Below are 26860 nucleotides of genomic sequence, written 5' to 3' on the forward strand. Positions count from 1 at the left end.
TATGAAGCAGGTTGTTTTCGTAGAGAATAGTGATAAATATGAAAAAATCGGAGGAAGTATTTTGACGGTAAAGAAGCTAGTTACTCATCCTGCAGAGGTACTAGAGCAAGAATGTGAGAGAGTAACGGTATTTGATAAAAAACTAGAAAAGCTACTAAACGATATGTACGATACGATGATTGAATTCGATGGGGTTGGTCTTGCAGCCCCTCAAATAGGCATAGCAAGACAAATTGCCATCGTTGATATAGACGATGAGTCGGGGACGATTGAACTCATTAACCCTGAAATATTAGAAGTGTCCGGCGAACAAACAGGTCCGGAAGGTTGTCTTAGTTTCCCTGGAGTTTACGGAGAGGTAACAAGACCGTACTTTGTAAAGGTGAAAGCTCGAGATCGAAAAGGAAAAGCGTTCGAGATCGAAGCAGAAGATTTTTTAGCACGTGCGATTCTTCATGAAATCGATCATCTGCATGGAATTCTATTTACCTCCAAAGTAACAAGGTATTTATCTGAAGAAGAGTTAGAGGGAGTCGAAAGCGAATGACGAAAATAGTATTTATGGGTACTCCTGATTTTTCTGTTCCCGTTTTAAGAAGTGTAATTGAAGCAGGATACGAAGTGATCGGTGTAGTTACTCAACCAGATCGCCCAGTTGGAAGAAAAAGAGTACTTACTCCGCCTCCTGTAAAAGTGGAAGCGGAAAAGCATGGTATTCCGGTTCTTCAACCTGAAAAGATTCGTGTAAGAGAGGACTTGGATCAAGTATTAAGCCTAAAGCCTGACTTAGTCGTAACGGCAGCGTTCGGACAAATCCTCCCGAAGGAGCTACTAGAAGCGCCACCTCTCGGATGCATTAATGTTCATGCCTCTCTGTTACCAGAATTGCGTGGAGGGGCTCCCATCCATTACTCCATTATTCAAGGAAAAGAGAAAACCGGAATTACAATCATGTATATGGCAGAAAAGCTTGATGCAGGTGATATATTAACGCAAGTAGAAGTAGAAATAACAGAAGTAGATACGGTTGGATCTTTGCATGATAAGCTGAGTGTGGCGGGTTCTAAGTTATTGTTAGACACCTTGCCAAGACTGATTAAAGGGGAGCTAGAACCAATTCCCCAAAATGAGAAGGAAGCAACATTTGCGTATAATATAAAGCGCGAGGAAGAGAAAATTGTTTGGTCTAAAACAGGCGAAGAAATATACAACCATATCAGGGGCATGAACCCATGGCCAGTTGCATACACCCACCTTTCAGATTCAGTGATGAAGCTATGGTGGGCGACGAAAGTAAAGGCAGTGAAAAAGGCAGTTCCAGGAGAAATTATTGCGATCGAAGAAGATGGATTTGTTGTTGCAACTGGCAATGATACAGCGATTAAAGTGCTTGAGCTCCAGCCTTCTGGTAAAAAGAAAATGACAGCCGATCAGTTTTTACGAGGGGCAGGTTCGTTTTTGAAGGTTGGCGATCGTATAGGAGTTAGCGAATGACAGAAAAAACAAATGTCCGAGAAAGTGTTGTAGCTATTCTAGAGCAAATCGAAAAAAATCAATCATATAGCAATCTTCTTTTAAATAATGTGATTAAAAAAAATCAAATTGCATCGAAGGATATTGGATTGTTAACAGAATTAACCTACGGAACATTACAAAGAAAAATGACTCTTGATTATTACTTAGAGCCATTTATTAAAAATCCCAAAAAGCTTGAAAACTGGGTGAAGCAGCTACTGCGAATGACTTTATATCAAATGCTCTATTTAGATAAAATACCTGATCGTGCAGCCATTCATGAGGCAGTGGAAATTGCTAAAAAGAGGGGTCATAAAGGGATATCAGGTATGGTTAATGGTGTTCTTCGGTCTTTGCAACGTGAAGGTACTCGAGATGTCAATGAGATTAAGGATGAAGTCGAGCGATTATCCATAGAAACTAGTCATCCTACTTGGCTTGTTAGAAGATGGACCGAGCAATTTGGGTATAATAAAGCCAAAGAGATGTGTGAGATCAATTTAACTGCACCAATGCAAACTGCACGTATTAATACAAATAAAATCACCAGAGAAGCTTGTATCAAAAGGCTTTCAGATGAAGGCTTTCAAGTCGAGGAAAGTGTGGTTGTTCCTGAGGCAATTAAATGCTTAAGAGGAAATCTTGCTCATTCGGAAAGCTTTAAAGAAGGATTGATTACAATTCAGGATGAAAGTTCCATGCTTGTAGCATATGCATTAGGAATCGAAAAAAATGAAACGATTTTAGATGCGTGCGCAGCTCCTGGTGGAAAGTCCACTCATATCGCCGAAAAGCTAGAAGAAACAGGACAAGTTGTTTCACTGGATCTTCATGAGCATAAAGTGAAGTTGATTAATGAAAATGCTACCCGACTTGGATTGAAAAATATAGAAACCAAAGCAATGGATAGTCGTAAAGTACTTGAAGAGTTTGAGGGTAAAATGTTTGATCGGATTTTGCTTGATGCCCCGTGCTCTGGTCTTGGTGTAATGAGAAGAAAGCCAGATATGAAATACACAAAAAAAGAAGAGGATTTAAATCGTCTTCAGAGCATTCAATTGCAGTTATTAGATTCTGTTACTCCACTTTTAAAGCCAGGTGGAACGTTGGTGTACAGTACGTGTACAATCGATCGCTCCGAAAATGAAGAGGTAGTGGCAGCATTTTTACAAAAGCATACAGAATTTGAAGGAGACCTTTCGGTTATTGAGAGGATGCCTAAGGCCATTCAGCCACTTATGACGGACTTTCAGCTTCAGATTTTCCCTCAAGATTTTGGTTCAGATGGATTTTATATTGCAAGTTTAAGGAAGAAGGTGTAAAGAATGGAACAGACAACTATTGAAAAAGAACAAACATCCGTGCAAAAGCCATCCATTTACTCTATAGAATTACACGATTTAAAAGCATGGTTAGTAGAACATAATGAAAAGGCATTTCGTGCCGAGCAAATCTTTGATTGGTTATACAAAAAGAGAGTGACGAGTTTTGAGGATATGTCTAATCTGTCAAAAACTTTACGTGAAACGTTAGAAGAGCATTATTCACTAACCACACTAAATACGCTAATTCAACAACAATCATCAGATGGGACGATTAAGTTTTTATTTGAACTACATGATGGTTACTCCATTGAAACAGTCCTTATGAGGCACGAATACGGGAATTCTGTGTGTGTAACGACACAGGTCGGCTGCCGAATTGGATGTACTTTCTGTGCATCAACATTAGGTGGATTGAAACGAAATCTAGAAGCTGGTGAAATCGTCGCTCAAGTAGTAAAAGTACAGCAAGCATTAGATGAAACAGATGAAAGAGTAAGCTCCGTCGTTATTATGGGAATAGGAGAGCCTTTTGATAATTACAATGATATGCTCTCATTTTTGAAAATTATCAACCATGATAAGGGATTGAACATTGGAGCTAGGCATATTACGGTTTCGACAAGTGGAATTATTCCGAAGATTTATCAGTTTGCCGATGAAAACATGCAAATCAACTTTGCGATTTCACTTCATGCACCAAATACGGAGATCCGAAGTCGTTTAATGCCCATTAACCGTGCATATAAGCTCCCTGATTTAATGGATGCGGTACGTTATTATATTGAGAAGACTGGTAGACGAGTGAGTTTTGAGTATGGGCTTTTTGGGGGAGTAAATGACCAGGTTGAACATGCCGAAGAACTTGCGAAGCTCATTAAGGGTGTCAAATGTCACGTGAACTTAATTCCGGTAAACTATGTACCAGAAAGAGATTACGTACGAACACCTAAAGATCAAATTTTTGCATTTGAAAAAACGTTGAAAAATCATGGAGTAAACGTGACGATACGAAGAGAGCACGGTCATGATATTGATGCAGCATGTGGACAGCTTCGTGCAAAGGAACGAAAAGAAGAGACGAGGTGACATTAGGTGAAAGCGGTATTTAAAACGGACCGAGGTCGGATTCGCCAGCATAATGAGGACAGTGGGGGAATCTTTATCAACCGTGATGGGCATTATCTATGTGTGGTTGCAGACGGAATGGGTGGACATCGAGCAGGCGATGTCGCCAGTTCCCTGGCCATCCAGCATTTAGAAGAGATGTGGAAAGATTCAAGTGGAATTGAGACTGCCTCTGATGCAGAGGATTGGTTAAGTAAGAGTATTCCACATATCAATCATGTAGTATTCCAGCATTCACAGCAACATGCCGAGTGTGAAGGGATGGGTACAACAGTAGTTGCTGCCATTGTTACGCCATTGTTTTCAACTGTGCTGAATATTGGTGATAGTCGCTGCTATATTTTAAATGATACAGGTTTTCAGCAGTTAACAGAGGATCATACACTTGTGAATGAGCTTGTTAGAACGGGACAAATTTCAAGAGAAGATGCAGAACATCATCCGCGTAAAAATGTTATTTTACGTGCTCTTGGAACAGAGCAAGATATAAAGATGGATATTCGTACCATCATTTTTGAAGAAGGAGATGTCCTCCTTTTATGCTCTGATGGTTTATCAAACAAAGTTTCGTCTGATGAAATGGTTAGTATCTTAAAAGATGCTGAAAATTTAGAGGAAAAGGCAACCACTCTCATCAACCTTGCAAATGAGCATGGTGGTGAGGACAATATTACCTTGGTCATTTTACAATTTGACGTTGGCGATGATTGGGGTGGGGATACATGCTAATCGGTAAGCGTTTAAGCGGCCGCTACAAAGTGCTAGAGATGATTGGCGGTGGCGGAATGGCAAATGTTTATCTTGCACATGATATGATCTTAGATCGAGATGTGGCTGTTAAGGTATTGAGACTTGATTTTTCGAATGACGAGGAATTTATTCGACGGTTTCACCGAGAAGCACAATCCGCTACGAGCTTGGCTCATCCGAATATTGTTAGTATATACGATGTTGGTGAAGAAGATTCTATTTATTATATTGTTATGGAGTATGTTGAGGGCCAAACTCTCAAACAATACATACAGCAGCAGCTATCGTTACACGTAGTAGATGCCATTAATATTATGAAGCAGTTAACCTCCGCTATTTCACATGCTCATCAAAATCACATTGTTCATAGAGATATTAAACCACATAATATTTTAATTGATCGTGAAGGAAATGTGAAAATAACTGATTTTGGCATTGCTATGGCAATGAGTGCGACAAGTATAACGCAAACAAACTCAGTGCTTGGCTCCGTACATTATTTGTCACCAGAGCAAGCTAGAGGTGGAATGGCAAACCGTAAATCGGATATCTATTCTCTTGGAATTGTTATGTTTGAACTGTTAACAGGAAGACTTCCATTTTCCGGTGAGTCGGCCGTCTCTATTGCATTAAAACACCTTCAATCGGAAACACCTTCGTTAAGAAGATGGAATCCAAAGATTCCACAAAGTGTGGAAAACATTGTATTGAAGGCAACGGCAAAGGATCCTTTTCATCGTTATGATAGTGTAGAAGATATGGAGATGGATTTAGTAACCGCACTCGATCCTGATCGAATCGACGAGCCGAAGTTTGCGCTTCCGATAGATGATGATGCAACAAAAGCAATTCCAGTCATTACCGCTGATCAGTACCTTACTTCTGATGAGACACTCGTACATAGTAAAGAGCATCCTGTTCTTCAACAGACAACTGACAAAGACGTAGATAAAAAGAAGAAGAAAAAGAAGAGAAAATGGCCCATTGTGCTCGTATCTATCTTTCTCACATTGGTTATCCTTGCGGTTTTAACTGTAACGGTTTTGCCTAAATTATTAGGACCAAAAGATGTGCTTGTTCCTGACGTTTCTGGAAAAGAGTTAGATGAAGCAATGGAAATCCTTCAGGAGCAAGGTTTGAAAATTGGTGAAACGATTGAAGTTACAGATGAAGAGGTAGAAGAAGGACTCATCATAAAAACAAACCCTAAGGAAGGGAAAACGGTAAAAGAAGGGCAGGAAGTGGACCTTTATTTAAGTATTGGCAAAGAGAAATGGACATTGCTTGATTATACCGGACGTCAATATGATGATGTGATTGATTTGTTAGAAGCAAGGGGCTTTAAAGACATTACAAAAACGGAAGTTTACGATGATTCTGCCCCAGTGGGACAAATCATCTCTCAAGATCCATCTAGCGGGGAAGAAATTATTCCAGCAGAAACAGAACTGGCATTTACCGTTAGTAAGGGTCCACAGTTAATAAAGCTCAAGGATCTTTCTGGTTATAATGAAAAAGGAATCCAAGAGTACGCACAATCCTCTGGATTATATGTTGAGATTGCCAGTGAGGGCGAATTTAGCGATACGGTTGAGGAAGGGACAGTTATGTCGCAAAAGCCTTCTGCAGGTACAGATTTGCAAAAAGGGTCGAAAGTGACCGTAGTTCTCTCTAAAGGGAAAAAACCGACTCCTAAAGAAGTTCAAAGGGAAATTACCATTCCGTATCAGCCGTTAGTAGAAGGAAATCCACAAATTGTTCAAATCTATATCGAGGATATGGATCATAATATCACTGAACCGGTGGAAACCTTTGAAATTACAAAAACAGAAACTCGACCCATTAAGTTAATTATCGCTCCTGGTGAGCAAGCCATTTACAAAGTTCAAAGGGACGATGAAGTGATCATTGAAGAACCAGTTCCATACCCTACAAACTAATGGGGATAGATCTAGTTTTTCACATTCTGTTAAAGGAGTGTATATATGCCAGAAGGCAAAATTATTAAAGCATTAAGTGGGTTCTATTATGTTCTTTCAGATGATAATCAAGTGATTCAATGCAGAGGAAGAGGGGTATTTCGTTTAAATAAAGTGACTCCTCTTGTAGGTGATGAAGTTGTTTTTCAGGCTGAAAATGAATTTGAGGGATATATTTTAGAAGTAAAGGATCGAAAAAACGAACTAGTAAGACCACCTATTTCTAACGTTGATCAGGCGATATTAGTGTTTTCGGCTGTTGAGCCTGATTTTAGTACTTCATTGCTCGACCGCTTTCTTGTTTTAGTTGAGTTTAATCGAATCAAGCCTATTATTTGTGTCACGAAAATGGATTTAACAAGTGCTGATGATAGAGCAAAGATCGAAACCTACCGAGATCAATATACGAAGGCGGGTTATGAAGTGATTTTAACATCATCAGAAACGGAGGACGGGTTAGAGCAACTGCTTCCGCATTTAAAAGGAGTCATATCCGTTTTTGCTGGTCAGTCAGGTGTAGGGAAGTCATCACTATTAAATGCGATTCGACCTGATCTAGAATTAAAGACAAATGATATATCCTCCCATTTAGGTCGAGGAAAGCATACAACGAGACATGTGGAATTAATAAAAATTGGGGAAGGGTTAGTTGCAGATACTCCTGGTTTTAGTTCACTAGAATTCACTGACATTGAGGTGGAGGACTTAAACTATTGTTTCCCCGATATTGAAAAGCTAAGTGAAAACTGCAAATACCGTGGATGTCTTCATTTAAAAGAACCCAAATGTGCCGTAAAAGAAGCGGTAATAAAAGAAGAGCTTCCTGAGTATCGATATGAGCATTATGAGCTATTTGCTCAAGAAATTAAAGATAGAAAGCCGAGGTATTAATTATGGTGAAAATTGCACCTTCCATACTATCAGCTGATTTTTCAAAACTGGGAGAAGAAATTAAAGATGTAGAACGAGGGGGAGCAGACTATATCCATGTGGATGTCATGGATGGTCATTTTGTACCCAATATTACGATCGGTCCCCTGATTGTAGAAGCGATCCGACCAATTACAAAACTTCCGCTTGATGTACATTTAATGATTGATAATCCGGATCAGTATATTGAGGCCTTTGCGAATGCAGGAGCAGATTATCTTACTGTTCATGTAGAAGCTTGTAAACATCTGCATCGGACCATCCATTATATTAAGTCATTTGGTGTAAAAGCAGGGGTTGTCCTAAATCCTGCCACCCCTGTTCAGACGATTGAACATGTGATTGATGATATTGATATGGTCCTGTTAATGACGGTTAATCCGGGCTTTGGAGGTCAGAAATTTATTGAAGGAGTCCTTCCGAAAATTAGACAGGTAAAAGAACTTGTAGATAAAAAAGGGCTATCTGTTGAAATCGAAGTAGATGGTGGAGTGAATGAGGAAACAGCAAGAAAGTGTGTAGAAGCTGGTGCGAATGTTCTCGTGGCTGGATCTGCTATATACAATGAAAGTGATAGAAAACAAGCGATAGAAAAAATAAGAGGATAAGAATGTTGGCTAGCTTTTACAAGCTAGCCTTTCCTTATTACAGAGGAGGCTCCAAAATGGAGATCAATATTTTAGCAGGTGGCCCATTAGAGCTAATCCCCTCTCTTCACTTATTCAGTGGAGAATGGATTGGTGTGGATCGTGGAGTACTAACACTAATAAAAGAAGGAATCTTTGTTGAAAAAGCCTTTGGTGATTTTGATTCTGTGGAGGAAGAAGAATTAGCTTTTATAAAGAAACATGTTGGAGAATTACTTACGTTTCCACCAGAAAAAGATGAAACTGATATGGAAATTGCGATTTCATGGGCAATGAAACAAGCTCCGAAAAAAATTCGTATCTTTGGCGCTACGGGTGGGAGGCTGGATCATTTTTTTGCAAATATTCAGCTACTTTTCAAGCCATTGGCTTTACATCGAACAGTTCCAATAGAAATCATTGATTGTCAAAATATTATTTCATTAATACAAGCAGGCACACATACAATAGAAAGAAATGATGAGTACGCATATATTTCTTTTATACCTTTTCATGGCGAGGTTGAGGGCTTAACACTTGTTGGTTTTAAGTATCCATTAACGCTTCGTCATATTCCGATTCACTCTACACTATGTATTAGCAATGAACTAATTTCTGATATTGGTACTATATCTTTTTCGGAAGGCATATTAATGGTGATAAGGAGTCGAGATTAAACTTCCTTATATTGAGTACTTATCTTTATATTTTGAATATGATAATGAGAGTTCTGAAACTTGTTCATGCGTGAGATGGTGAGGAGGGACATTATGAGATTTTACACGATTAAATTGCCGAAATTCTTAGGCGGCATTGTCCGCGCGATGCTGGGTACGTTTAAAAAGGGTTAAACCAAGTGGTATTTGTAACACGTTTTCAAGAAAGACAACCTTAAAAACCAATGTACACCGATGTAAGAGATTCACATCGGTGTATTTTTTTGTGAATAATTAAAAGTCTATTTCTAGAGGTTAATGGGAAGGCTAATTTTAAAAGGAAAATGAAAAAGAGCATCCAGATGGATACTCTTTACACATTATACGCGCTCAACTTTACCTGATTTAAGTGCTCTTGCAGAAACCCAAACACGCTTTGGCTTTCCGTCTACAAGAATACGTACCTTTTGAAGGTTAGCACCCCAAGTACGCTTGTTAGCGTTCATAGCATGAGAACGTGCGTTACCTGAACGAGTTCCTTTACCTGTTACAACACATTTACGTGGCATATACATTTCCCTCCTTACTATCAAAGGTGAAGCATTATTTGTTCATCTTTAAAATGCAATGTAAAATTGCTTTCAAGTTTTATTTAATGTGAAAATAGCGGATTGTCCGTTTTTCAAGCATTAAAAGATACTTTAATAATTTATCATACAACCATTCGGAATGCAACAGTTGTAACAAAAGGTTTCAAGAAAATTTCCTTGACATAGGTAAAATCTTAGGGCTCTATTATAAGTGCGGGGAATATGACTTTTAAATTTTGAGTCCATATAGTAAAATGACTGTAGTTAAGGAGCAAATTCCAAAGGGGGAAGCATTTATGTCCATCGAACTGAAAACAAATTTCGGACAAATTGATATCTCAAATGAAGTAATTGCAACAATCGCTGGAGGAGCAGCTGTTGATTGCTACGGTATAGTAGGAATGGCTTCAAAACATCAACTAAAAGATGGCCTTACGGAAATATTAAGAAGAGAGAACTTTACTCGAGGTGTAATTGTTCGTCAAGAAAATGATGAAGTACATATTGATATGTATATTATTGTTAGCTATGGTACAAAAATTTCTGAGATTGCTCATAATGTACAATCAAAAGTGAAATATACCTTAGACAAAACAGTTGGCCTTGCTGTTGACTCAGTTAATATTTACGTTCAAGGTGTTCGCGTCACGAACCCGTAAGTAAAATGCGTTGCTTTAGGAAGCTTAGGCTTCCTCGAGCAGTAAGTTCGTAGTGACGAACATTAGTGAGGAGGAAAGACTTGTGTCAATTAAATCTTTAGATGGAAAACGTTTCGCTGAAATGGTGTTACAAGGAGCGAATCATTTGTCCTCTAATGCAAAATATGTGGATGCACTGAATGTGTTTCCCGTTCCAGATGGTGACACTGGAACAAATATGAACTTATCGATGACTTCTGGAGCAAAGGAAGTAAGAAATAATGTTCAAGATCATATTGGAAAGGTTGGTATTGCACTTTCCAAAGGATTGTTGATGGGTGCAAGAGGAAACTCTGGTGTTATTTTATCCCAGCTTTTCCGAGGCTTTTCTAAAGCAATCGAAACAAAAGCTAGTATCAATGCATTTGAATTTGCCGCTGCTCTTGATGCAGGAGTGATTACAGCTTATAAAGCGGTTATGAAGCCTGTAGAAGGAACAATCTTAACGGTTGCAAAAGACTCTTCGAAGCAAGCAGTTGAAGTAGCGAAAAAATCAGATGATATTGTTACAATTATGGAGGCAGTAGTTGCAGAAGCAAAGGCATCCTTAAAGCGTACCCCTGATCTTCTACCGGTTTTAAAGGAAGTAGGAGTAGTTGATAGTGGCGGTCAAGGACTTGTGTTTGTGTATGAAGGCTTCCTAGCCGTACTAAAGGGAGAAAAATTACCTGAAGGTCCCACACTAGCATCCTCGATGGATGATCTAGTAAATGCAGAACATCACAAGAGTGTACAAAGCCATATGAACACAGAAGACATCGAGTTTGGCTATTGTACAGAATTTATGGTCAAGTTGGACGACGAGAAACTCCACTCTAAACCATTTAGTGAGCAAACCTTCCGTCAAGATTTAAGTCAGCACGGTGATTCTCTCTTGGTAATATCTGATGATCAGCTGGTCAAAGTACATATTCATGCAGAGTATCCGGGAAATGTGCTAACGTATGCACAAACCTATGGAAGCTTAGTGAATTTAAAGATTGAAAATATGCGGGAGCAACATACGAATTTGTTGTCCAATTCGAATGAAAAAACTAGTGCTCCACCAAAGCCGAAGGAAATGCTAGAGTACGGTATTGTAACCGTTTCTATGGGCTCAGGAATTGCAGAATTGTTTAAGAGTATCGGTGCACATGCAGTGATAGAGGGTGGGCAAACGATGAATCCAAGTACAGAGGATATCGTTAAGGCCATTAAAGAAGTGAATGCGAAGAAAGTGATTATTTTGCCGAATAACAAGAACATCATTATGGCAGCTGAACAAGCAGCCGAAGTAACAGAAGAAGATGCAATTGTTATCCCTTCTAAAACTGTTCCACAAGGAATGTCTGCTCTTCTTGCCTTTAACCCAGGTGCAGACCTTGAAGGCAATAAAGAGGGCATGACAGAAGCATTACAAAATGTAAAAACAGGTCAAATTACGTATGCCGTCCGTGATACAAGTATTGATGGTCTTGAGATTGAAAAAGATGATTTCATGGGAATTGCTGAGGGTAAAATCGTTGTAAAGGATAAAGACAAAGTTGTCTCTGCAACGAAACTCCTGGATCAGCTTCTTGATGGAGACTCAGAGATTTTAACAATTCTAAAAGGTGAAGATGCAACAGACGCGGATGTAGATGCAATTGTCCAGTTTGTAGAAGCAAATTACGGTGATGTTGAAATTGAAATCCACGATGGAAAACAACCGTTATATGCATTCATTTTCTCGGTTGAATAATCAGTATGGAAGCATGGCTCAAAGCTGTGCTTCCTTTCGTTTGAAAAAATCCACTTTGTATATAGTGGAAATAGAAGAAACTACAATGTTTTTTTCATACAATAATGTATAATACAATGTGGGAAACCATTAAGTTAAAGAGGATATTCTCCACAAGGGGGAAAATTGATGAAGTACAAAAGTGTTTTTGATATTATAGGCCCTGTAATGATAGGTCCTTCTAGCTCACATACAGCAGGAGCAGCACGAATTGGAAGAGTAGCAAGAAGCCTCTTTGGTCGTGAACCAAAGTGGGCTAAAATTTCACTTTACGGATCCTTTGCACAAACATATAAAGGACACGGAACAGATGTAGCATTAATCGGCGGGCTATTAGACTTTGATACATTTGATGAACGGATAATTGGGTCCATTTCTATCGCGCAAACGAACGGAATGGAAATCACATTTATTGAAGAAGAAGCGATTCCAGAACACCCGAATACAGCTAAGATATCTATTGGTGACGATCAAGGAGAGTTAGAGTTAGTAGGAATCTCTATTGGTGGTGGCAAAATCGAAATCACGGAGTTGAATGGTTTTGAGCTTAGGTTATCTGGTCACCATCCTGCGATTTTAGTCGTTCATAATGACCGTTTTGGTGCGATTGCCAGTGTCTCAAATATATTAGCTTCACATGAGCTAAATATCGGGCATATGGAAGTTTCAAGGAAAGAAAAAGGGATGCTAGCGTTAATGACGATTGAAGTGGATCAGAATATTGACGATTTAGTTATTAAAGAATTAGAAGCGCTTGACCATGTGGTAAAGGTTGCCAAAATTGTTGAATAGAAGAGGGATTTTATGGTAACGCTTTCAAAAATAGATTACTAGAATGCAGGGAGAGTGTACATCATGTTTCGCAATGTCGCAGAGCTAGTTGAGCTCGCTAGTACACAAAATAAAAAAATATCAGATATTATGATTGAACAAGAAATGGAAGTCACTGGTCGAACAAGAGAACAGATTTTAGAGCAAATGAATGTGAATTTGACCGTAATGGAGCAAGCCGTTGAACGTGGCCTTAATGGAGTAAGGTCCCATTCAGGTCTCACTGGTGGAGATGCTGTGCTCCTGCAAAAATATATTCAGTCTGGAAAGTCATTATGTGGAAACACAATCCTTGATGCCGTCTCGAAGGCAGTTGCTACAAACGAAGTGAATGCGGCAATGGGGACGATTTGTGCGACCCCTACAGCAGGATCAGCTGGTGTGGTTCCAGGAACGTTATTTGCCGTAAGAGATAAACTACATCCTACGAGAGAACAGATGATAGCCTTCTTATTTACATCCGGAGCCTTTGGGTTTGTTGTTGCTAACAATGCTTCGATCTCCGGGGCTGCTGGAGGCTGTCAAGCAGAGGTTGGATCTGCAGCTGGAATGGCTGCGGCTGCTATTGTAGAAATGGCTGGCGGAACTCCTGCTCAATGTGCAGAAGCTATGGCGATCACATTAAAAAATATGTTAGGATTAGTGTGTGACCCCGTTGCTGGTTTAGTAGAAGTCCCTTGTGTAAAACGTAATGCAATGGGAGCTGCAAACGCAATGGTGGCAGCGGATATGGCATTAGCAGGCATCACTAGTCGAATACCATGTGATGAAGTAATTGATGCGATGTATAAAATCGGTCAAACGATGCCTACCGCTCTTAAAGAAACGGCGCAGGGAGGGTTGGCGGCAACTCCGACAGGTCGCAGACTGGAAGCGAAAATTTTCGGAATACCGCATGTTCATGGAGAACAACAACAGTAATTTAAAGCAATCCGTAACAGCTGTAAAAGGAATCGGTGCTGAGACTGCACAAAGTCTAGCTGAAATGAGAATATTGACGATTGAAGATCTACTTGAATATTTTCCATATCGTTATGAAGATTATCGCCTTCGCGATTTAACAGAAGTTAAGCATGACGAGAGGATTACCGTAGAAGGGAAGGTTCATAGTGAGCCTTCTCTTATGTATTATGGGAAAAAGCGGTCAAGACTAACCATCCGATTGTTAGTAGAGAGGTATTTAATTCAAGTTGTATTTTTTAATCAGGCCTATTTAAAAAATAAGTTTCAAGTAAATGAAATGGTTACCGTAACCGGCAAATGGGATCAGCATCGCCAAATGATCACAGCCACTCAAGCAAAAATGGGATCAAATGAATCAGAAAAAAAGTTTGTTCCAGTTTATAGTGTAAAAGGAGATGTGACGGTTAAAGGTCTAAGAAGATTTATTAATCTAGCATTCTCCCAGTATGGAAAGGACATTAAAGAAACGCTTCCTGAAAAAATGATTAGCAAATATAAGCTTGGAAATCGGAAGGATTCGTTGCTTTCCATGCATAATCCGCTAAACGAAGAAGATGTAAAAAAAGCTCGTCGGAGATTTGTTTATGAAGAATTTTTACATTTTCAGTTAAAGATGCAAGCGTTACGAAAGTTTGAAAGGGAGAATTCCAAGGGACTTCCTCAAAACTATAACTTAGATAAAGTAAAGGACTTCATTGATCATCTACCTTTCCCGCTTACAACTGCGCAGAAACGAGTGGTAAACGAGGTGTTAAAAGATCTGAAATCTCCATACCGTATGAATCGTTTACTGCAAGGAGATGTAGGTTCTGGGAAAACAGTCGTTGCTGCTATTGCACTTTTTTCTAGTTATACAGCTGGATATCAAGGAGCTTTAATGGTGCCCACAGAAATATTAGCAGAACAACATGCGGAATCGTTAAAGGGATTACTTAAGCCTGTTGGATTATCAGTCGAGTTATTAACAAGTTCTGTAAAGGGAAAAAGGCGCCGTGAAGTGTTAGAACGATTAAAAAACGGTGAAATTCATATATTAATTGGAACACACGCATTAATTCAAGATGAAGTTATATTTTCCAAACTCGGTCTTGTTATTACCGATGAGCAGCATCGTTTCGGTGTGGAGCAAAGAAGGGTTTTACGTGAAAAAGGTGAGAACCCAGATGTGCTCTTTATGACAGCTACACCCATACCTCGTACACTAGCGATTACAGTCTTTGGAGAAATGGATGTGTCTATCATTGATGAAATGCCTGCTGGTCGTAAAGCGATAGAAACGTATTGGGCAAAGGCAGATATGCTTGATCGCGTCCTTTCCTTTATGGAAAAAGAACTTGTAAAAGGACGACAGGCATATGTGATTTGTCCACTCATTGAGGAGTCGGACAAACTTGATGTGCAAAATGCAATTGATGTTCATGTTGCCTTACAAACATACTTTCATAATCGATATCAAGTTGGTTTAATGCATGGAAGACTTAGCTCTGATGAGAAAGATGAAGTAATGAAGGCATTTAGTTCGAACCAATATCAAGTACTTGTATCAACTACGGTTGTAGAAGTGGGAGTAAATGTTCCTAATGCTACAATGATGGTCATTTATGATGCCGAAAGATTTGGATTGGCGCAGCTTCACCAACTAAGGGGACGAGTGGGGAGAGGAAGCGAACAATCGTATTGTGTTCTTCTGGCCGATCCGAAAACAGAGGTTGGGAAAGAACGAATGAAAATTATGACTGAAACAAATGACGGCTTCGTAGTCAGTGAGAAGGACTTAGAGCTTCGAGGACCTGGGGATTTCTTTGGTCGAAAGCAAAGTGGCCTTCCTGAATTTAAGGTTGCTGATATGGTCCATGATTACCGTGCGTTAGAAACTGCTCGAAACGACGCAATGGTCTTAATAGAATCAGAGGAGTTTTGGAACGGTGATGAATATGCCAAGCTGCGTTCAAAGCTTGCAGATTCTGGTGTGTTGGAAAATGAAAAGCTAGATTGATAAAAAGCGGAAGTACCATGATCAAAAAGTAGATTGCAAAAAAGTTTGTTGCAATCTGCTTTTTAGTTTTATATACTACTATTAGTACCTAGTCTTAATACTTCGGACGGTGTTTTACATATGAGAAAAAGTAAAAAAGAACGTCAACGACTTTTAATAGAAACAATAAAAGAAAACCCGTTTATTACCGATGAGGAGCTTGCTGAACAATTTACGGTTAGCGTACAAACCATCCGGTTAGATCGGTTAGAGTTATCGATTCCTGAGCTACGGGAAAGAATAAAGAATGTCGCTGAAAAGCGGTTCGACGATGAAGTACGTTCTTTACCAATTGATGAAGTGATTGGTGAAATTATTGATATTGAGCTTGACCAAACAGCTATTTCTATTTTTGATGTCAAGCATGAACATGTGTTTAAGAGAAACCAAATCGCAAGGGGTCACCACGTTTTTGCTCAGGCTAATTCATTAGCGGTTGCAGTAATCAACGATGAACTGGCTTTAACAGCAAAGGCAAATATCCAATTTACCAGATCAGTTAAGGAAAATGAACGTGTCATAGCAAAAGCGAAAGTGTTACGAATTGATGAAGAAAAAGGTAGAACTCTTGTGGAAGTCAAAAGTTTTGTGAATAATGAACTAGTATTTACTGGTGAATTTGAAATGTATCGCTATAAAAAATGACATAAGGAATGAATAACAATGAAATTGGCCCTTGATGCAATGGGCGGCGACCATGCTCCAAAAGAAATCGTTCTAGGAGCGATAAAGGCCGTTCAAGCATTTGATGATTTACATATATGTCTAGTCGGTGATGAAGCAAAAATTAAGGAGCATCTCATAACACACGACAGAATAACGATTTTACATACAGAAGAGGTTATTTTAGGCACTGATGAGCCTGTAAAAGCGGTAAGAAGGAAGAAGAATTCATCCATGGTTCTTGCTGCAAAACTAGTTGCTGACGGTGAGGCAGATGGTTGCATGTCTGCTGGTAATACAGGTGCCTTAATGGCGACAGGTTTGTTCGTAGTAGGACGTATTGAAGGAATTGAAAGACCAGCATTAGCTCCTACTCTACCGACGATTGGTGGAGAAGGGTTTCTTTTGCTTGATGTTGGTGCAAATGTAGATGCAAAGCCTGAGCACTTATTGCAAAATGCCATCATGGGTTCCATCTATGCTGAAAATGTAAGAGGGGTAAAGAATCCAAGAGTCGGGCTTTTGAATATCGGAACAGAAGAGAAAAAGGGAAATGAGTTATCCAAGCTTGCTTATGATCTTCTAAAGGAAGCTCCTGTTAACTTTATTGGAAACGTGGAAGCAAGGGATTTGCTAGATGGTGTGGCAGATGTAGTGGTCACCGATGGATTCACTGGCAATATGGTTTTAAAGACGATTGAAGGAACGGCTTTGTCTGTATTCAAAATGCTTAAAACAACTTTGTATAGCTCTTTAAAGACGAAGCTAGCAGCGGCTGTTCTAAAGCCAGACCTTATGCAATTAAAAGCAAAGATGGATTATTCGGAGTATGGCGGTGCAGGATTGTTCGGACTAAAGGCACCTGTTATTAAAGCCCATGGATCATCTGATGCAAACTCTGTTTTCAATGCCATTAGACAAACGAGGGACATGGTCGAAAAGAAGGTTGCGCCTACCATTAAAGACGCGGTATCAAAATATACAGAAGCTAGAGAGGAGTAACTATGGGTAAATTAGCGATTATCTTTCCTGGACAAGGTTCACAGACAGTTGGAATGGGAAAAGTCTTTGCAGAGACAAACAAGGAAGTTCAATCTGTTTTTGAATCAGCGGATAACAAATTAGGTTTTTCTCTATCCAATCTTATTTTTGAAGGCCCGCAAGATGAGTTAACGAAAACAACTAATACTCAACCTGCGCTCTTAACAACATCCATTGCGTTGTTTGAGCAATTCAAGAAAGCTGAGATAAAAGCTGACTATATGGCTGGACATAGCTTAGGTGAATATACAGCATTGGTAGCTGCTGGAGCGATTGGTTTTGAGGATGGAGTGTACGCGGTTCGTAAACGCGGTGAGTTTATGGAAGAAGCTGTACCTAACCGGGAAGGTACGATGGCGGCTGTATTAGGTCTAGACCGTGATACATTGGCAGAAGCGGTAGGAAAAGCAGCGGCTGAAGGAGAGGTAGTAGGGCTAGCGAATATGAATTGCCCTGGCCAAATAGTCATTTCAGGCTCTAGAAAAGGAGTGGAACTTGCTTCTCAGTTTGCAAAGGAAGCTGGAGGGAAACGAGTTCTTCCGCTTGAAGTTAGTGGTCCATTTCATTCGCAGCTTATGAAGCCAGCTTCAGGGCGTTTACGTGAAGTATTAGACGGAATATCAATCAGTGAAGCGACTGTTCCTGTCATCGCAAATGTGAATGCACAAGAAATGACAGCTTCTGAAGAAATTAAAGAGCGATTGCTTGAGCAACTATACTCTCCTGTGTTATGGGAAGACAGCGTAAAGCATATGATTGAACTTGGTGTAGATACATTTGTTGAAATTGGACCTGGGAAAGTGTTGTCTGGATTAGTAAAGAAAGTGGAACGTTCTGTTCAAACCTATTCAATTTCAGATGAAGAAACGCTACTGGCAACGATTAATGCATTAAAGGAGAGAACAGTATGAAGCTTTTAGGAAAAGTGGCACTTGTTACAGGTGCTTCACGTGGAATCGGAAGAGACATTGCTATTGAACTAGCAAAAGCGGGCGCAAATGTTGCGGTTAACTACGCTGGAAGTGAAGCTCGTGCAAATGAAGTGGTTCAAGAAATTCAAAGTCTTGGTAGAGAAGCATTTGCCGTTCAATGCGATGTTGCTAGTACAGAATCCGTAGCAGAGATGGTCAAACAAACGATCGACCGTTGGGGAAGTCTAGATATTCTTGTCAATAATGCTGGAATTACTAGAGATAACTTAATCATGCGTATGAAGGAAGATGAATGGGACGATGTTATTAATACCAACCTTAAAGGTGTGTTCCTTTGTACAAAGGCCGTTACTCGTCAAATGATGAAGCAGAAGAGTGGCAGAATTATTAATATTTCTTCCGTTGTTGGAGAAAGCGGGAACGCTGGTCAAGCCAACTATGTGGCAGCAAAGGCTGGGGTAATCGGTTTAACGAAGACGACGGCAAAGGAACTTGCTCCTCGTGGGATCACGGTTAATGCTGTAGCACCTGGTTTTATTACGACCGATATGACAGATAAGCTAAACGATGAAATTAAAGAGGGAATGCTAAAAATGATTCCACTGGCTAAGTTTGGTGAACCGAAGGATATTGCGAATGCAGTTACGTTTTTAGCATCTGATGACAGCCGCTATATTACAGGACAAACTATCCATGTAAACGGCGGAATGGTCATGTAACCGAAAATTCAACATTTATTAATTGTTAGAAATACACTATAATGTCCCTTGAGGGGAGGTGAAAAGCATGGCAGATGTATTAGAGCGCGTAACGAAGATTATCGTTGACAGACTTGGAGTAGAAGAAAATCAAGTGACTCTTGAAGCTTCTTTCAAGGATGATCTTGGTGCTGATTCCCTTGACGTAGTAGAACTAGTTATGGAATTAGAGGACGAGTTTGATATGGAAATCTCTGACGATGATGCTGAAAAGATTTCTACAGTGGGTGACGCTGTGAATTACATAAAAAGTACTCAATAATCGTTAGAACTTATGAAAAAGCTCCGCAGCAATGCGGGGCTTTCTTCTGTTGTAAATAAAATATGAAAAACCTTCAATCTTCCTTTGCGTTTTTAAGAACTTTTACGTAAACTTGATATGGTATGTAAACTATTAGCAAGGTGGAGGCAAAATGAGCAAGTACGGGAAAGAAAGAGAGAAACGTAGCTTTCGCTCTTATGATAAATTATTTAAAGAATTTCAAGCAGAACAAGGAATTAACTTTACAGATGAGAAGCTATTAAAACAAGCATTTACCCATTCATCATATGTGAATGAGCATCGTAGAAAGCCTTATGAAGATAATGAGAGGCTTGAATTTTTAGGAGACGCTGTATTAGAATTAACGGTTTCACAATTCCTTTACAAGAAATATCCGATGATGAGCGAAGGGGAGTTAACGAAGCTGCGTGCAGCCGTTGTTTGTGAGCCTTCTTTAGTAAGGTTTGCAAACGAACTTTCTTTTGGGAAGCTAGTGCTTCTTGGAAAAGGGGAAGAAATGACAGGAGGCCGTGAGCGTCCAGCCCTGTTAGCGGATGTGTTTGAGGCATTTATTGGTGCACTCTTTTTGGACAAAGGAATTGACACTGTAATTGGATTTTTAGAAAGAGTGGTATTTCCTAAAATAAACGAAGGTGCTTTTTCTCATGTGATGGATTTTAAAAGTCAGTTGCAAGAGCTTGTACAAAGAGATGGAATTGGTACAATCGAATACAAAATTTTACTAGAGCGAGGACCGGCCCATAACAGGGAGTTTGTCTCAAAGGTTTGTTTAAACAACGAAGAGCTTGGACAAGGTACAGGGAGATCAAAGAAAGAAGCGGAGCAGCATGCTGCACAAATGGCTTTAGAAAAGATCAAATCTCACCTTAATGGAGCAAAAGAACAGCTAGAAGAAAAACAACAGGAGTAGAGATAAAGGGGGAAAAGCTGTGTATCTCAAACGTTTGGATGTAGTCGGATTCAAGTCGTTTGCTGAGAGAATTGGGGTCGATTTTGTCCCGGGTGTCACAGCAGTGGTTGGTCCAAATGGAAGCGGAAAAAGTAATATCACCGATGCGATTCGCTGGGTGTTAGGAGAGCAGTCAGCGAAATCGCTTCGTGGCTCAAAGATGGAGGATATTATCTTTGCTGGTAGTGATTCGCGAAAAGCATTGAATTTTGCTGAAGTAACGTTGACGTTGGATAATGAAGATCAAGCATTACCCATTGATTACAATGAGGTAAGTGTCACTAGACGTGTGTATCGCTCTGGAGATAGTGAGTTTCAGATCAATAAGCAAACATGCAGACTAAAAGATATTGTTGATTTGTTTATGGACTCTGGACTAGGGAGAGAAGCGTTTTCGATCATTAGCCAAGGAAAAGTAGAAGAAATATTAAACAGCAAGGCCGAAGAAAGAAGAACGATCTTTGAAGAGGCTGCTGGTGTTCTAAAATATAAAAATCGTAAAAAGAAAGCTGAGTCAAAGCTAACTGAAACTCAGGATAATTTAAATCGTGTGAGTGATATCTTACATGAATTAGAGACGCAAGTGGAGCCACTTAAAATTCAAGCGTCGATTGCAAAGGATTTTCTACAACAAAAAGAAGAACTTGAAAAGATAGAAGTTGCAGTAACGGTGCACGAAATTGAGGATCTTCATGAAAAGTGGGAAAAGCTGACGAGTCAGCTTGAACAGCATAAAGAAGATGAATTAAAACTATCTACCGTTCTTCAATCGAAGGAAGCTAGGATTGTAGAAATGAGAGATCATATGGCGGCACTCGATGAATCGATTACCGATTTACAGGATGTTCTACTGCGGGTGAGTGAGGAGCTTGAAAAGGTTGAAGGCAGAAAAGAGGTTCTAAAAGAGAGAAAGAAAAATGCTACGCAGAACAAGGAGCAGCTTAGAAAAAGCATCGAAGAAGTTTCTCTGAAAATCCAAGAATTAACCTCGCTTCAACTAAAGCAAGAGGAAAGTTATCACCGTATGAACGAAGAGGTACTCTCTCTTAAAAAACTGCTAAAAGAAAAACAGGAAGTTCTCGCATCGTTTAGTGAGAATATTGAAGAGCGAATCGAGTCATTAAAAAGTGATTATATTGAAATTCTAAACAAACAAGCATCTAGTAAGAATGAACTTCAAAACACAGACAAACAGCTTGGTCAGCAAGGTTTAAAAAACACAAGATTAGAAGCTGATAACGAAAAGTATCTTCAAGAAAGACAGGGGATTTCGGACCGTAAGCAGGAAATTGAAGCGGGTATTGCTGGTGTTCAAAAAAATCTTGAAGAACAAGTGCATGTATTTAGAGAAGAACAGAAAAAGTTAGAGAACTTGAAGAATAAGTACCAAAAGCAAGAAACCCAGCTATATCAAGCGTATCAATTTTTACAAAAAGCAAAGTCTAGAAAAGATATGCTAGAAGAGATGGAAGATGACTATTCAGGTTTTTTCCAAGGAGTTAAGGAAGTATTAAAGGCAAGAGAAGGCAAGCTCTCAGGGATTGAAGGGGCTGTCGCCGAGCTTATCCAAGTTCCGAAATCGTATGAAGTGGCGATTGAGACTGCTTTAGGTGCTGCGATGCAGCATGTAGTTGTTGCGAATGAGGAAAATGGGAGAAATGCAATACTTTATTTAAAGCAAAACTCCTTTGGACGAGCAACATTCCTGCCTCTTAGTGTCATAAGAGGGAAGAGTCTTTCAAATAGTCAGCTTCAGGCATTAAAAGGGCATCCATCATATGTAGGAGTAGCGAAGGATCTAATTGGGTTTGATCAAAAATATGAAGAAATCTTTTCAAATCTTTTAGGTACGGTGGTCATTACGAAGGACTTAAAGGGTGCGAACGAACTCGCTAAGCTTTTACAGTATCGATGTCGATTTGTTACGACAGATGGGGATATCGTAAACCCAGGTGGTTCGATGACTGGTGGTGCAGTAAAGGCAAATACATCTTCTCTACTAAGCCGTAAAGGTGAGCTTGAAGAGCTTAAAGGTAGACTAGTGGGAATGGAAGTTCAAACACATGAGCTAGAGGCGCAGGTGAAGGAGCTAAAATCCTCTATCACAACTCAGGAGCAAATACTTGAGGATATCCGAAAACAAGGGGAAGATCTTCGCCTTCTCGAGCAATCGAAAAAGGGTGACCTCAGAGAAATTGAGATTGAAGAAAAAAATATCAATGAAAAGTTAAAAATCTATGATCTCGACATGTCTCAATTTTTACAAGACCAGACACAGTTGTCTTCACGTAAAGTTGAGTTAACGGAATTATTATCAACATATGCGAATGAACTAGCCGAACTTGATAAGCAAATTCAAGCATTATCAGAAAAGAAATCTTTACAAAATAGTTCTAAAGAATCAGTGGTCAATGAAATTGGGGAACTGAAGGTGAAACTCGCTGCACTAATGGAGCAACATCACGGGTTATCCGAAAAGCTTGAAGCAACTAGAGCATCTCTATTAGAGCATACGAAACGACATGAAACGTATGAAGAAGATCTATCCCTGTTATCAACGGAGATGAACTCTAGTAGTTCAGGGGAACAGTTTTTGGAACAAGAGGCTTCTAAAAAGTTGCAAGATAAAAATGAAACCATCTCTATGATTTCCTCGCGCCGTGAAGAAAGATTGAAGCTTCACAGTACATTAGAGGACTCTGAGCTTGAATTAAGAGAGCTTTTAAGACAACACAAGGGTTTAACGCTTGCGCTTAAGGATGAAGAAGTAAAGCTTGGGCGTCTCGATGTGGAGTTAGAAAACAGATTGTCTCACCTCCGGGAAGAGTACCTACTGTCATTTGAAGCGGCCAAAGAGGAGTATCCTCTTGTTCTACCGGTTGAGGAGGCTCGTAAAAAAGTAAAGCTTATTCGTCTTGCAATTGAAGAGCTCGGAGTCGTAAACATCGGTGCAATTGAAGAATATGAGCGTGTCTCCGAACGCTACGAATTCTTGCTCGAGCAGAAAAATGATTTGCAGGAAGCAAAGGATACATTGTTCCAGGTCATCGATGAAATGGACGAAGAAATGAAGAAGCGATTTGAGCAAACATTCTACGGAATTCGTTCGCATTTTGAATTTGTTTTCCAAGCACTATTTGGCGGAGGGAGAGCAGACTTAAAGTTAACGAATCCAGAAGACTTATTGAATACCGGGGTAGAAATCGTGGCACAACCACCAGGAAAAAAACTGCAGAATTTAGGACTCTTATCCGGTGGAGAGCGATCGTTAACAGCAATTGCTCTATTATTCTCCATTTTAAAAGTTAGACCTGTACCATTTTGTATTCTTGATGAAGTAGAAGCTGCCTTAGACGAGGCCAATGTCTATCGTTTTAGCCAATATTTAAAACGATACAGCGCCGAAACGCAGTTTATCGTTATTACTCACCGGAAAGGTACAATGGAAGAAGCGGATGTGCTTTACGGTGTAACGATGCAGGAGTCGGGGGTTTCCAAGCTTGTTTCTGTTAGATTGGAAGAAACAAAAGAATTGATTGAAACGTAAAGGACGTGTGAGTTTTGAGTTTTTTTAAAAAGCTAAAAGAAAAAATTACAAAGCAAACAGATTCAGTAACCGAAAAGTTTAAGGATGGCTTAACAAAAACAAGAGACAACTTTTCTGGCAAAGTTAATGATCTTGTTGCTCGCTACAGGAAAGTTGACGAAGACTTTTTCGAGGAGCTTGAGGAGATCTTAATTGGGGCTGATGTGGGCTTTGATACCGTCATGGAACTCATTGATGAATTAAAAATGGAAGTCAAACGTAAAAACATTCAAGACCCAGCAGCCGTTCAGGCCGTCATCTCTGAAAAGCTTGTGGACATCTATAAGGGTGATGAGGAAGAAGAAGTTAATACGATTAATATCCAAGAGGGCCTAACCGTTATTTTGTTCGTTGGAGTAAATGGTGTCGGAAAAACAACGACAATCGGAAAGCTTGCACATAAATATAAAAGTGAAGGTAGGAAAGTATTGTTAGCTGCGGGAGACACCTTCCGTGCAGGGGCAATTGAACAGCTTGAGGTATGGGGAGAAAGAGTTGGAGTGGAAGTGATTAAGCAAAGTGCTGGCTCCGATCCTGCTGCTGTTATGTATGATGCTGTACAAGCAGCCAAATCAAGAAACGCTGATATTCTATTGTGCGACACAGCTGGACGACTTCAAAACAAAGTGAACCTGATGAAGGAGCTTGAAAAGGTAAAGCGTGTTATTGAACGTGAAATTCCTGGTGCCCCTCATGAAGTACTCCTTGTTCTTGATGCTACGACTGGTCAAAACGCGATGGTTCAAGCAAAAACATTCAAGGAAGCGACAGATGTAAGCGGAATTGTGTTAACAAAGCTTGATGGAACCGCAAAAGGTGGAATTGTATTAGCCATTCGTAATGAGCTGAAAATTCCAGTGAAGTTTGTAGGTCTAGGTGAAAAAATGGATGACCTTCAACAGTTTGATGCCGAACAATACGTGTACGGATTGTTTGCAGACTTAGTTGATAAAGAAGTAGAAGAGTAAACGAGTAAAGCCCGGGTTAAAAATACCCGGGCTTTTTCTTTGACACACATGGTCTACCTTGACATTAAACGACTCTCTGTGTAAACTAAAGTATGTAAAGGCTTTTCACTTAACAAAGGGGGATGAGCGATGCTGGAGAAAACAAATAGGATGAATTATTTGTATGACTTTTATCAGTCATTACTTACTCCTAAGCAGCAAAGCTATATGTCCCTGTATTATTTGGACGACTATTCGCTAGGCGAAATTGCTGATGAGTACAATGTCAGTCGTCAAGCGGTCTATGATAATATTAAACGAACAGAAGCGATGCTTGAGGAATACGAGGAAAAGCTATTATTATTCCATAAATTTCAGGAGCGGAATAAGCTGCTAGTAAAGCTAAAGGATTCTTTATCAGATGACACACAGCTAGAGCTAGTAGTGCAGCTTGAGAAATTAGATTAGGAGGCGGCCTAAGATGGCATTTGAAGGATTAGCCGACCGACTGCAAAATACGATCCAAAAAATTCGCGGCAAAGGGAAAGTCAATGAGGCCGATGTTAAAGAAATGATGCGCGAGGTGCGCTTAGCACTTTTAGAGGCGGACGTTAACTTTAAGGTTGTAAAAGAGTTCGTCAAAAAAGTAAGCGAGCGTGCTGTTGGTCAGGAAGTCATGCAAAGCTTAACACCTGGACAGCAGGTAATTAAAGTGGTTAAAGAAGAACTGACAACCTTGATGGGTGGAGAGCAAAGCAAAATTGCTGTTTCTAATCGTCCCCCAACCGTTATTATGATGGTGGGATTGCAAGGGGCCGGGAAAACGACGACCACTGGAAAGCTTGCCAACCTGATTCGAAAAAAATATAACCGCAACCCGTTATTAGTTGCGGCCGATATTTATCGTCCTGCTGCCATTAAGCAGCTAGAGACGCTTGGAAAGCAGCTCAGCATGCCGGTATTTTCACTTGGTGATCAAGTAAGTCCGGTTGAAATAGCGAAACAAGCGATTCAAAAGGCGAAAGAGGACCATCATGACTACGTTCTAATTGATACAGCTGGTCGTTTGCATGTCGATGAAGCCCTTATGGGAGAACTAAAAGAGATTAAAGAACTCGCAAACCCTGATGAAATCTTTCTTGTTGTCGATGCGATGACTGGTCAAGACGCTGTAAATGTGGCTTCGAGCTTTAATGAACAGCTTGGGCTTACAGGAGTCGTCTTAACGAAGCTCGACGGAGACACTCGAGGAGGTGCCGCCCTCTCTATCCGCTCCGTAACGAATACACCGATTAAATTTATCGGTTTAGGGGAGAAAATGGATGCGATTGAGCCGTTCCACCCAGAACGAATGGCTTCACGAATCCTTGGAATGGGCGACGTCTTAACATTAATCGAAAAAGCTCAGGCAAATGTCGATGAAGAGAAGGCAAAAGAGCTTGAACAAAAAATGCGTACAGCTTCGTTTACATTTGATGACTTTTTAGATCAGCTTGGACAAGTTCGTAATATGGGACCACTTGATGAACTCTTAAAGATGATGCCTGGTGCGAACAAAATTAAAGGCCTGAATAATCTGCAAATCGATGAAAAGCAAATTTCTCATGTAGAAGCGATCATCCAGTCGATGACAAAGGAAGAAAAAACTCATCCAGAAATCATTAATGCTGGACGCAGAAAGCGGATTGCAAAGGGAAGCGGAACTTCTGTACCGGAGGTAAACCGTCTATTAAAGCAATTTGAAGACATGAAGAAGATGATGAAGCAGATGTCTGGTATGCAGGCAAAGGGCAAGAAAAAAGGCGGATTTAAGCTTCCGTTTAACCCTTTTTGATGCCGAAATTACAGGAAAATAATAGTGACAAGAAAAAAGACTTTACAAACTAAAAAACAATTGATATTATACTATCTTGTGTGAA

The 26860-nt window shown here is 39.9% G+C and carries 26 protein-coding genes; 25 read left to right on the forward strand and 1 reads right to left on the reverse strand.

Annotated elements, in window-relative coordinates:
- Positions 1-61 precede the first annotated feature (61 nt).
- From def to spoVM, 10 genes are all read left to right on the forward strand, one after another.
- Complete coding sequence (def, locus tag ACQ5H4_RS04890; RefSeq protein WP_430773866.1) at positions 62-547, forward strand: peptide deformylase; 486 nt, start codon at positions 62-64, stop codon at positions 545-547.
- On the forward strand, positions 544-1494 hold the full coding sequence (gene fmt, locus ACQ5H4_RS04895; RefSeq protein ID WP_430773867.1) for a methionyl-tRNA formyltransferase: 951 nt from the start codon (positions 544-546) through the stop codon (positions 1492-1494). Before def ends, fmt begins: the two co-directional genes overlap by 4 nt.
- Positions 1491-2837 (forward strand): 16S rRNA (cytosine(967)-C(5))-methyltransferase RsmB, encoded by a 1347-nt coding sequence (gene rsmB, locus ACQ5H4_RS04900; RefSeq protein ID WP_430773868.1) that lies wholly within the window; start codon positions 1491-1493, stop codon positions 2835-2837. Before fmt ends, rsmB begins: the two co-directional genes overlap by 4 nt.
- Positions 2838-2840: 3 nt before the next feature.
- Positions 2841-3926 carry a dual-specificity RNA methyltransferase RlmN gene (rlmN, locus tag ACQ5H4_RS04905; RefSeq protein ID WP_430773869.1) on the forward strand — a complete coding sequence of 362 codons (1086 nt, stop codon included), beginning with the start codon at positions 2841-2843 and terminating at the stop codon, positions 3924-3926.
- 6 nt (positions 3927-3932) lie between these two features.
- Positions 3933-4694, forward strand: coding sequence for a Stp1/IreP family PP2C-type Ser/Thr phosphatase (locus ACQ5H4_RS04910; protein ID WP_430773870.1), 762 nt, complete (start codon positions 3933-3935; stop codon positions 4692-4694).
- Complete coding sequence (gene pknB, locus ACQ5H4_RS04915; RefSeq protein WP_430773871.1) at positions 4688-6655, forward strand: Stk1 family PASTA domain-containing Ser/Thr kinase; 1968 nt, start codon at positions 4688-4690, stop codon at positions 6653-6655. The genes ACQ5H4_RS04910 and pknB overlap by 7 nt, the downstream gene beginning before the upstream one ends.
- A 45-nt stretch (positions 6656-6700) precedes the next feature.
- Positions 6701-7585: a ribosome small subunit-dependent GTPase A gene (gene rsgA, locus ACQ5H4_RS04920; protein WP_430773872.1), complete on the forward strand. Its 885-nt coding sequence runs from the start codon at positions 6701-6703 to the stop codon at positions 7583-7585.
- Positions 7586-7587: 2 nt separating this feature from the next.
- Positions 7588-8232, forward strand: coding sequence for a ribulose-phosphate 3-epimerase (rpe, locus tag ACQ5H4_RS04925; protein ID WP_430773873.1), 645 nt, complete (start codon positions 7588-7590; stop codon positions 8230-8232).
- 56 nt (positions 8233-8288) lie between these two features.
- Positions 8289-8927 (forward strand): thiamine diphosphokinase, encoded by a 639-nt coding sequence (locus tag ACQ5H4_RS04930; RefSeq protein WP_430773874.1) that lies wholly within the window; start codon positions 8289-8291, stop codon positions 8925-8927.
- Between the two features lie 93 nt (positions 8928-9020).
- Positions 9021-9101, forward strand: a complete 81-nt coding sequence (spoVM, locus tag ACQ5H4_RS04935; RefSeq protein WP_019381739.1) for a stage V sporulation protein SpoVM — start codon at positions 9021-9023, stop codon at positions 9099-9101.
- Between the two features lie 185 nt (positions 9102-9286).
- Here spoVM and rpmB read toward each other — a convergent pair whose 3' ends face one another.
- Complete coding sequence (rpmB, locus tag ACQ5H4_RS04940; RefSeq protein ID WP_066053137.1) at positions 9287-9475, reverse strand: 50S ribosomal protein L28; 189 nt, start codon at positions 9473-9475, stop codon at positions 9287-9289.
- A 317-nt stretch (positions 9476-9792) separates the two neighbouring features.
- Between rpmB and ACQ5H4_RS04945 the strand changes: the two genes are divergently transcribed.
- The 15 genes from ACQ5H4_RS04945 (at position 9793) to ffh (ending at position 26775) form a co-directional block, all read left to right on the forward strand.
- The gene (locus tag ACQ5H4_RS04945; RefSeq protein ID WP_119707502.1) at positions 9793-10155 is read left to right on the forward strand and encodes an Asp23/Gls24 family envelope stress response protein; all 363 of its coding nucleotides are present in this window, start codon (positions 9793-9795) and stop codon (positions 10153-10155) included.
- Positions 10156-10237: 82 nt separating this feature from the next.
- On the forward strand, positions 10238-11914 hold the full coding sequence (locus ACQ5H4_RS04950) for a DAK2 domain-containing protein (protein WP_430773875.1): 1677 nt from the start codon (positions 10238-10240) through the stop codon (positions 11912-11914).
- A gap of 168 nt (positions 11915-12082) precedes the next feature.
- Positions 12083-12745 carry an L-serine ammonia-lyase, iron-sulfur-dependent subunit beta gene (gene sdaAB / locus ACQ5H4_RS04955; RefSeq protein ID WP_430773876.1) on the forward strand — a complete coding sequence of 221 codons (663 nt, stop codon included), beginning with the start codon at positions 12083-12085 and terminating at the stop codon, positions 12743-12745.
- A gap of 63 nt (positions 12746-12808) precedes the next feature.
- Positions 12809-13705, forward strand: a complete 897-nt coding sequence (gene sdaAA, locus ACQ5H4_RS04960) for an L-serine ammonia-lyase, iron-sulfur-dependent, subunit alpha (protein ID WP_430773877.1) — start codon at positions 12809-12811, stop codon at positions 13703-13705.
- Positions 13686-15743 (forward strand): ATP-dependent DNA helicase RecG, encoded by a 2058-nt coding sequence (gene recG, locus ACQ5H4_RS04965; protein ID WP_430773878.1) that lies wholly within the window; start codon positions 13686-13688, stop codon positions 15741-15743. Before sdaAA ends, recG begins: the two co-directional genes overlap by 20 nt.
- A 120-nt stretch (positions 15744-15863) precedes the next feature.
- On the forward strand, positions 15864-16427 hold the full coding sequence (gene fapR / locus ACQ5H4_RS04970) for a transcription factor FapR (protein WP_430773879.1): 564 nt from the start codon (positions 15864-15866) through the stop codon (positions 16425-16427).
- A gap of 18 nt (positions 16428-16445) precedes the next feature.
- Positions 16446-17447, forward strand: a complete 1002-nt coding sequence (plsX, locus tag ACQ5H4_RS04975) for a phosphate acyltransferase PlsX (RefSeq protein WP_430773880.1) — start codon at positions 16446-16448, stop codon at positions 17445-17447.
- Between the two features lie 2 nt (positions 17448-17449).
- A complete protein-coding gene (gene fabD / locus ACQ5H4_RS04980; protein WP_430773881.1) occupies positions 17450-18397 on the forward strand; it encodes an ACP S-malonyltransferase in 948 nt (315 codons plus the stop codon).
- The gene (gene fabG / locus ACQ5H4_RS04985) at positions 18394-19137 is read left to right on the forward strand and encodes a 3-oxoacyl-[acyl-carrier-protein] reductase (RefSeq protein ID WP_430773882.1); all 744 of its coding nucleotides are present in this window, start codon (positions 18394-18396) and stop codon (positions 19135-19137) included. Before fabD ends, fabG begins: the two co-directional genes overlap by 4 nt.
- A 67-nt stretch (positions 19138-19204) precedes the next feature.
- Positions 19205-19438, forward strand: coding sequence for an acyl carrier protein (locus ACQ5H4_RS04990; protein WP_119707510.1), 234 nt, complete (start codon positions 19205-19207; stop codon positions 19436-19438).
- 151 nt (positions 19439-19589) lie between these two features.
- Positions 19590-20369 (forward strand): ribonuclease III, encoded by a 780-nt coding sequence (gene rnc / locus ACQ5H4_RS04995; protein WP_251515796.1) that lies wholly within the window; start codon positions 19590-19592, stop codon positions 20367-20369.
- 19 nt (positions 20370-20388) lie between these two features.
- Positions 20389-23955, forward strand: coding sequence for a chromosome segregation protein SMC (smc, locus tag ACQ5H4_RS05000; protein WP_430773883.1), 3567 nt, complete (start codon positions 20389-20391; stop codon positions 23953-23955).
- 14 nt (positions 23956-23969) lie between these two features.
- Positions 23970-24962: a signal recognition particle-docking protein FtsY gene (gene ftsY, locus ACQ5H4_RS05005; RefSeq protein WP_430773884.1), complete on the forward strand. Its 993-nt coding sequence runs from the start codon at positions 23970-23972 to the stop codon at positions 24960-24962.
- A gap of 129 nt (positions 24963-25091) precedes the next feature.
- Complete coding sequence (locus tag ACQ5H4_RS05010; RefSeq protein ID WP_430773885.1) at positions 25092-25409, forward strand: putative DNA-binding protein; 318 nt, start codon at positions 25092-25094, stop codon at positions 25407-25409.
- Positions 25410-25422: 13 nt separating this feature from the next.
- The gene (gene ffh / locus ACQ5H4_RS05015; protein WP_430773886.1) at positions 25423-26775 is read left to right on the forward strand and encodes a signal recognition particle protein; all 1353 of its coding nucleotides are present in this window, start codon (positions 25423-25425) and stop codon (positions 26773-26775) included.
- Positions 26776-26860: the final 85 nt, after the last annotated feature.

This window comes from Bacillus coreaensis, from assembly GCF_050586445.1.
GTDB classification, from domain to species: Bacteria; Bacillota; Bacilli; order Bacillales; family Cytobacillaceae; genus Robertmurraya_A; species Robertmurraya_A coreaensis.

Coding starts and splice junctions, on each gene's coding strand:
- sdaAB (WP_430773876.1), top strand. CDS start 12,083: ATGAAGTACAAAAGTGTTTTTGATATTATAGGCCCTGTAATGATAGGT.
- spoVM (WP_019381739.1), top strand. CDS start 9,021: ATGAGATTTTACACGATTAAATTGCCGAAATTCTTAGGCGGCATTGTC.
- rpmB (WP_066053137.1), bottom strand. CDS start 9,475: ATGCCACGTAAATGTGTTGTAACAGGTAAAGGAACTCGTTCAGGTAAC.
- rsmB (WP_430773868.1), top strand. CDS start 1,491: ATGACAGAAAAAACAAATGTCCGAGAAAGTGTTGTAGCTATTCTAGAG.
- fabG (WP_430773882.1), top strand. CDS start 18,394: ATGAAGCTTTTAGGAAAAGTGGCACTTGTTACAGGTGCTTCACGTGGA.
- ACQ5H4_RS04930 (WP_430773874.1), top strand. CDS start 8,289: ATGGAGATCAATATTTTAGCAGGTGGCCCATTAGAGCTAATCCCCTCT.
- ACQ5H4_RS04990 (WP_119707510.1), top strand. CDS start 19,205: ATGGCAGATGTATTAGAGCGCGTAACGAAGATTATCGTTGACAGACTT.
- rpe (WP_430773873.1), top strand. CDS start 7,588: ATGGTGAAAATTGCACCTTCCATACTATCAGCTGATTTTTCAAAACTG.
- ACQ5H4_RS04945 (WP_119707502.1), top strand. CDS start 9,793: ATGTCCATCGAACTGAAAACAAATTTCGGACAAATTGATATCTCAAAT.
- rsgA (WP_430773872.1), top strand. CDS start 6,701: ATGCCAGAAGGCAAAATTATTAAAGCATTAAGTGGGTTCTATTATGTT.
- ffh (WP_430773886.1), top strand. CDS start 25,423: ATGGCATTTGAAGGATTAGCCGACCGACTGCAAAATACGATCCAAAAA.
- ACQ5H4_RS05010 (WP_430773885.1), top strand. CDS start 25,092: ATGCTGGAGAAAACAAATAGGATGAATTATTTGTATGACTTTTATCAG.
- fapR (WP_430773879.1), top strand. CDS start 15,864: ATGAGAAAAAGTAAAAAAGAACGTCAACGACTTTTAATAGAAACAATA.
- rnc (WP_251515796.1), top strand. CDS start 19,590: ATGAGCAAGTACGGGAAAGAAAGAGAGAAACGTAGCTTTCGCTCTTAT.
- rlmN (WP_430773869.1), top strand. CDS start 2,841: ATGGAACAGACAACTATTGAAAAAGAACAAACATCCGTGCAAAAGCCA.
- fabD (WP_430773881.1), top strand. CDS start 17,450: ATGGGTAAATTAGCGATTATCTTTCCTGGACAAGGTTCACAGACAGTT.
- fmt (WP_430773867.1), top strand. CDS start 544: ATGACGAAAATAGTATTTATGGGTACTCCTGATTTTTCTGTTCCCGTT.
- pknB (WP_430773871.1), top strand. CDS start 4,688: ATGCTAATCGGTAAGCGTTTAAGCGGCCGCTACAAAGTGCTAGAGATG.
- recG (WP_430773878.1), top strand. CDS start 13,686: ATGGAGAACAACAACAGTAATTTAAAGCAATCCGTAACAGCTGTAAAA.
- plsX (WP_430773880.1), top strand. CDS start 16,446: ATGAAATTGGCCCTTGATGCAATGGGCGGCGACCATGCTCCAAAAGAA.
- sdaAA (WP_430773877.1), top strand. CDS start 12,809: ATGTTTCGCAATGTCGCAGAGCTAGTTGAGCTCGCTAGTACACAAAAT.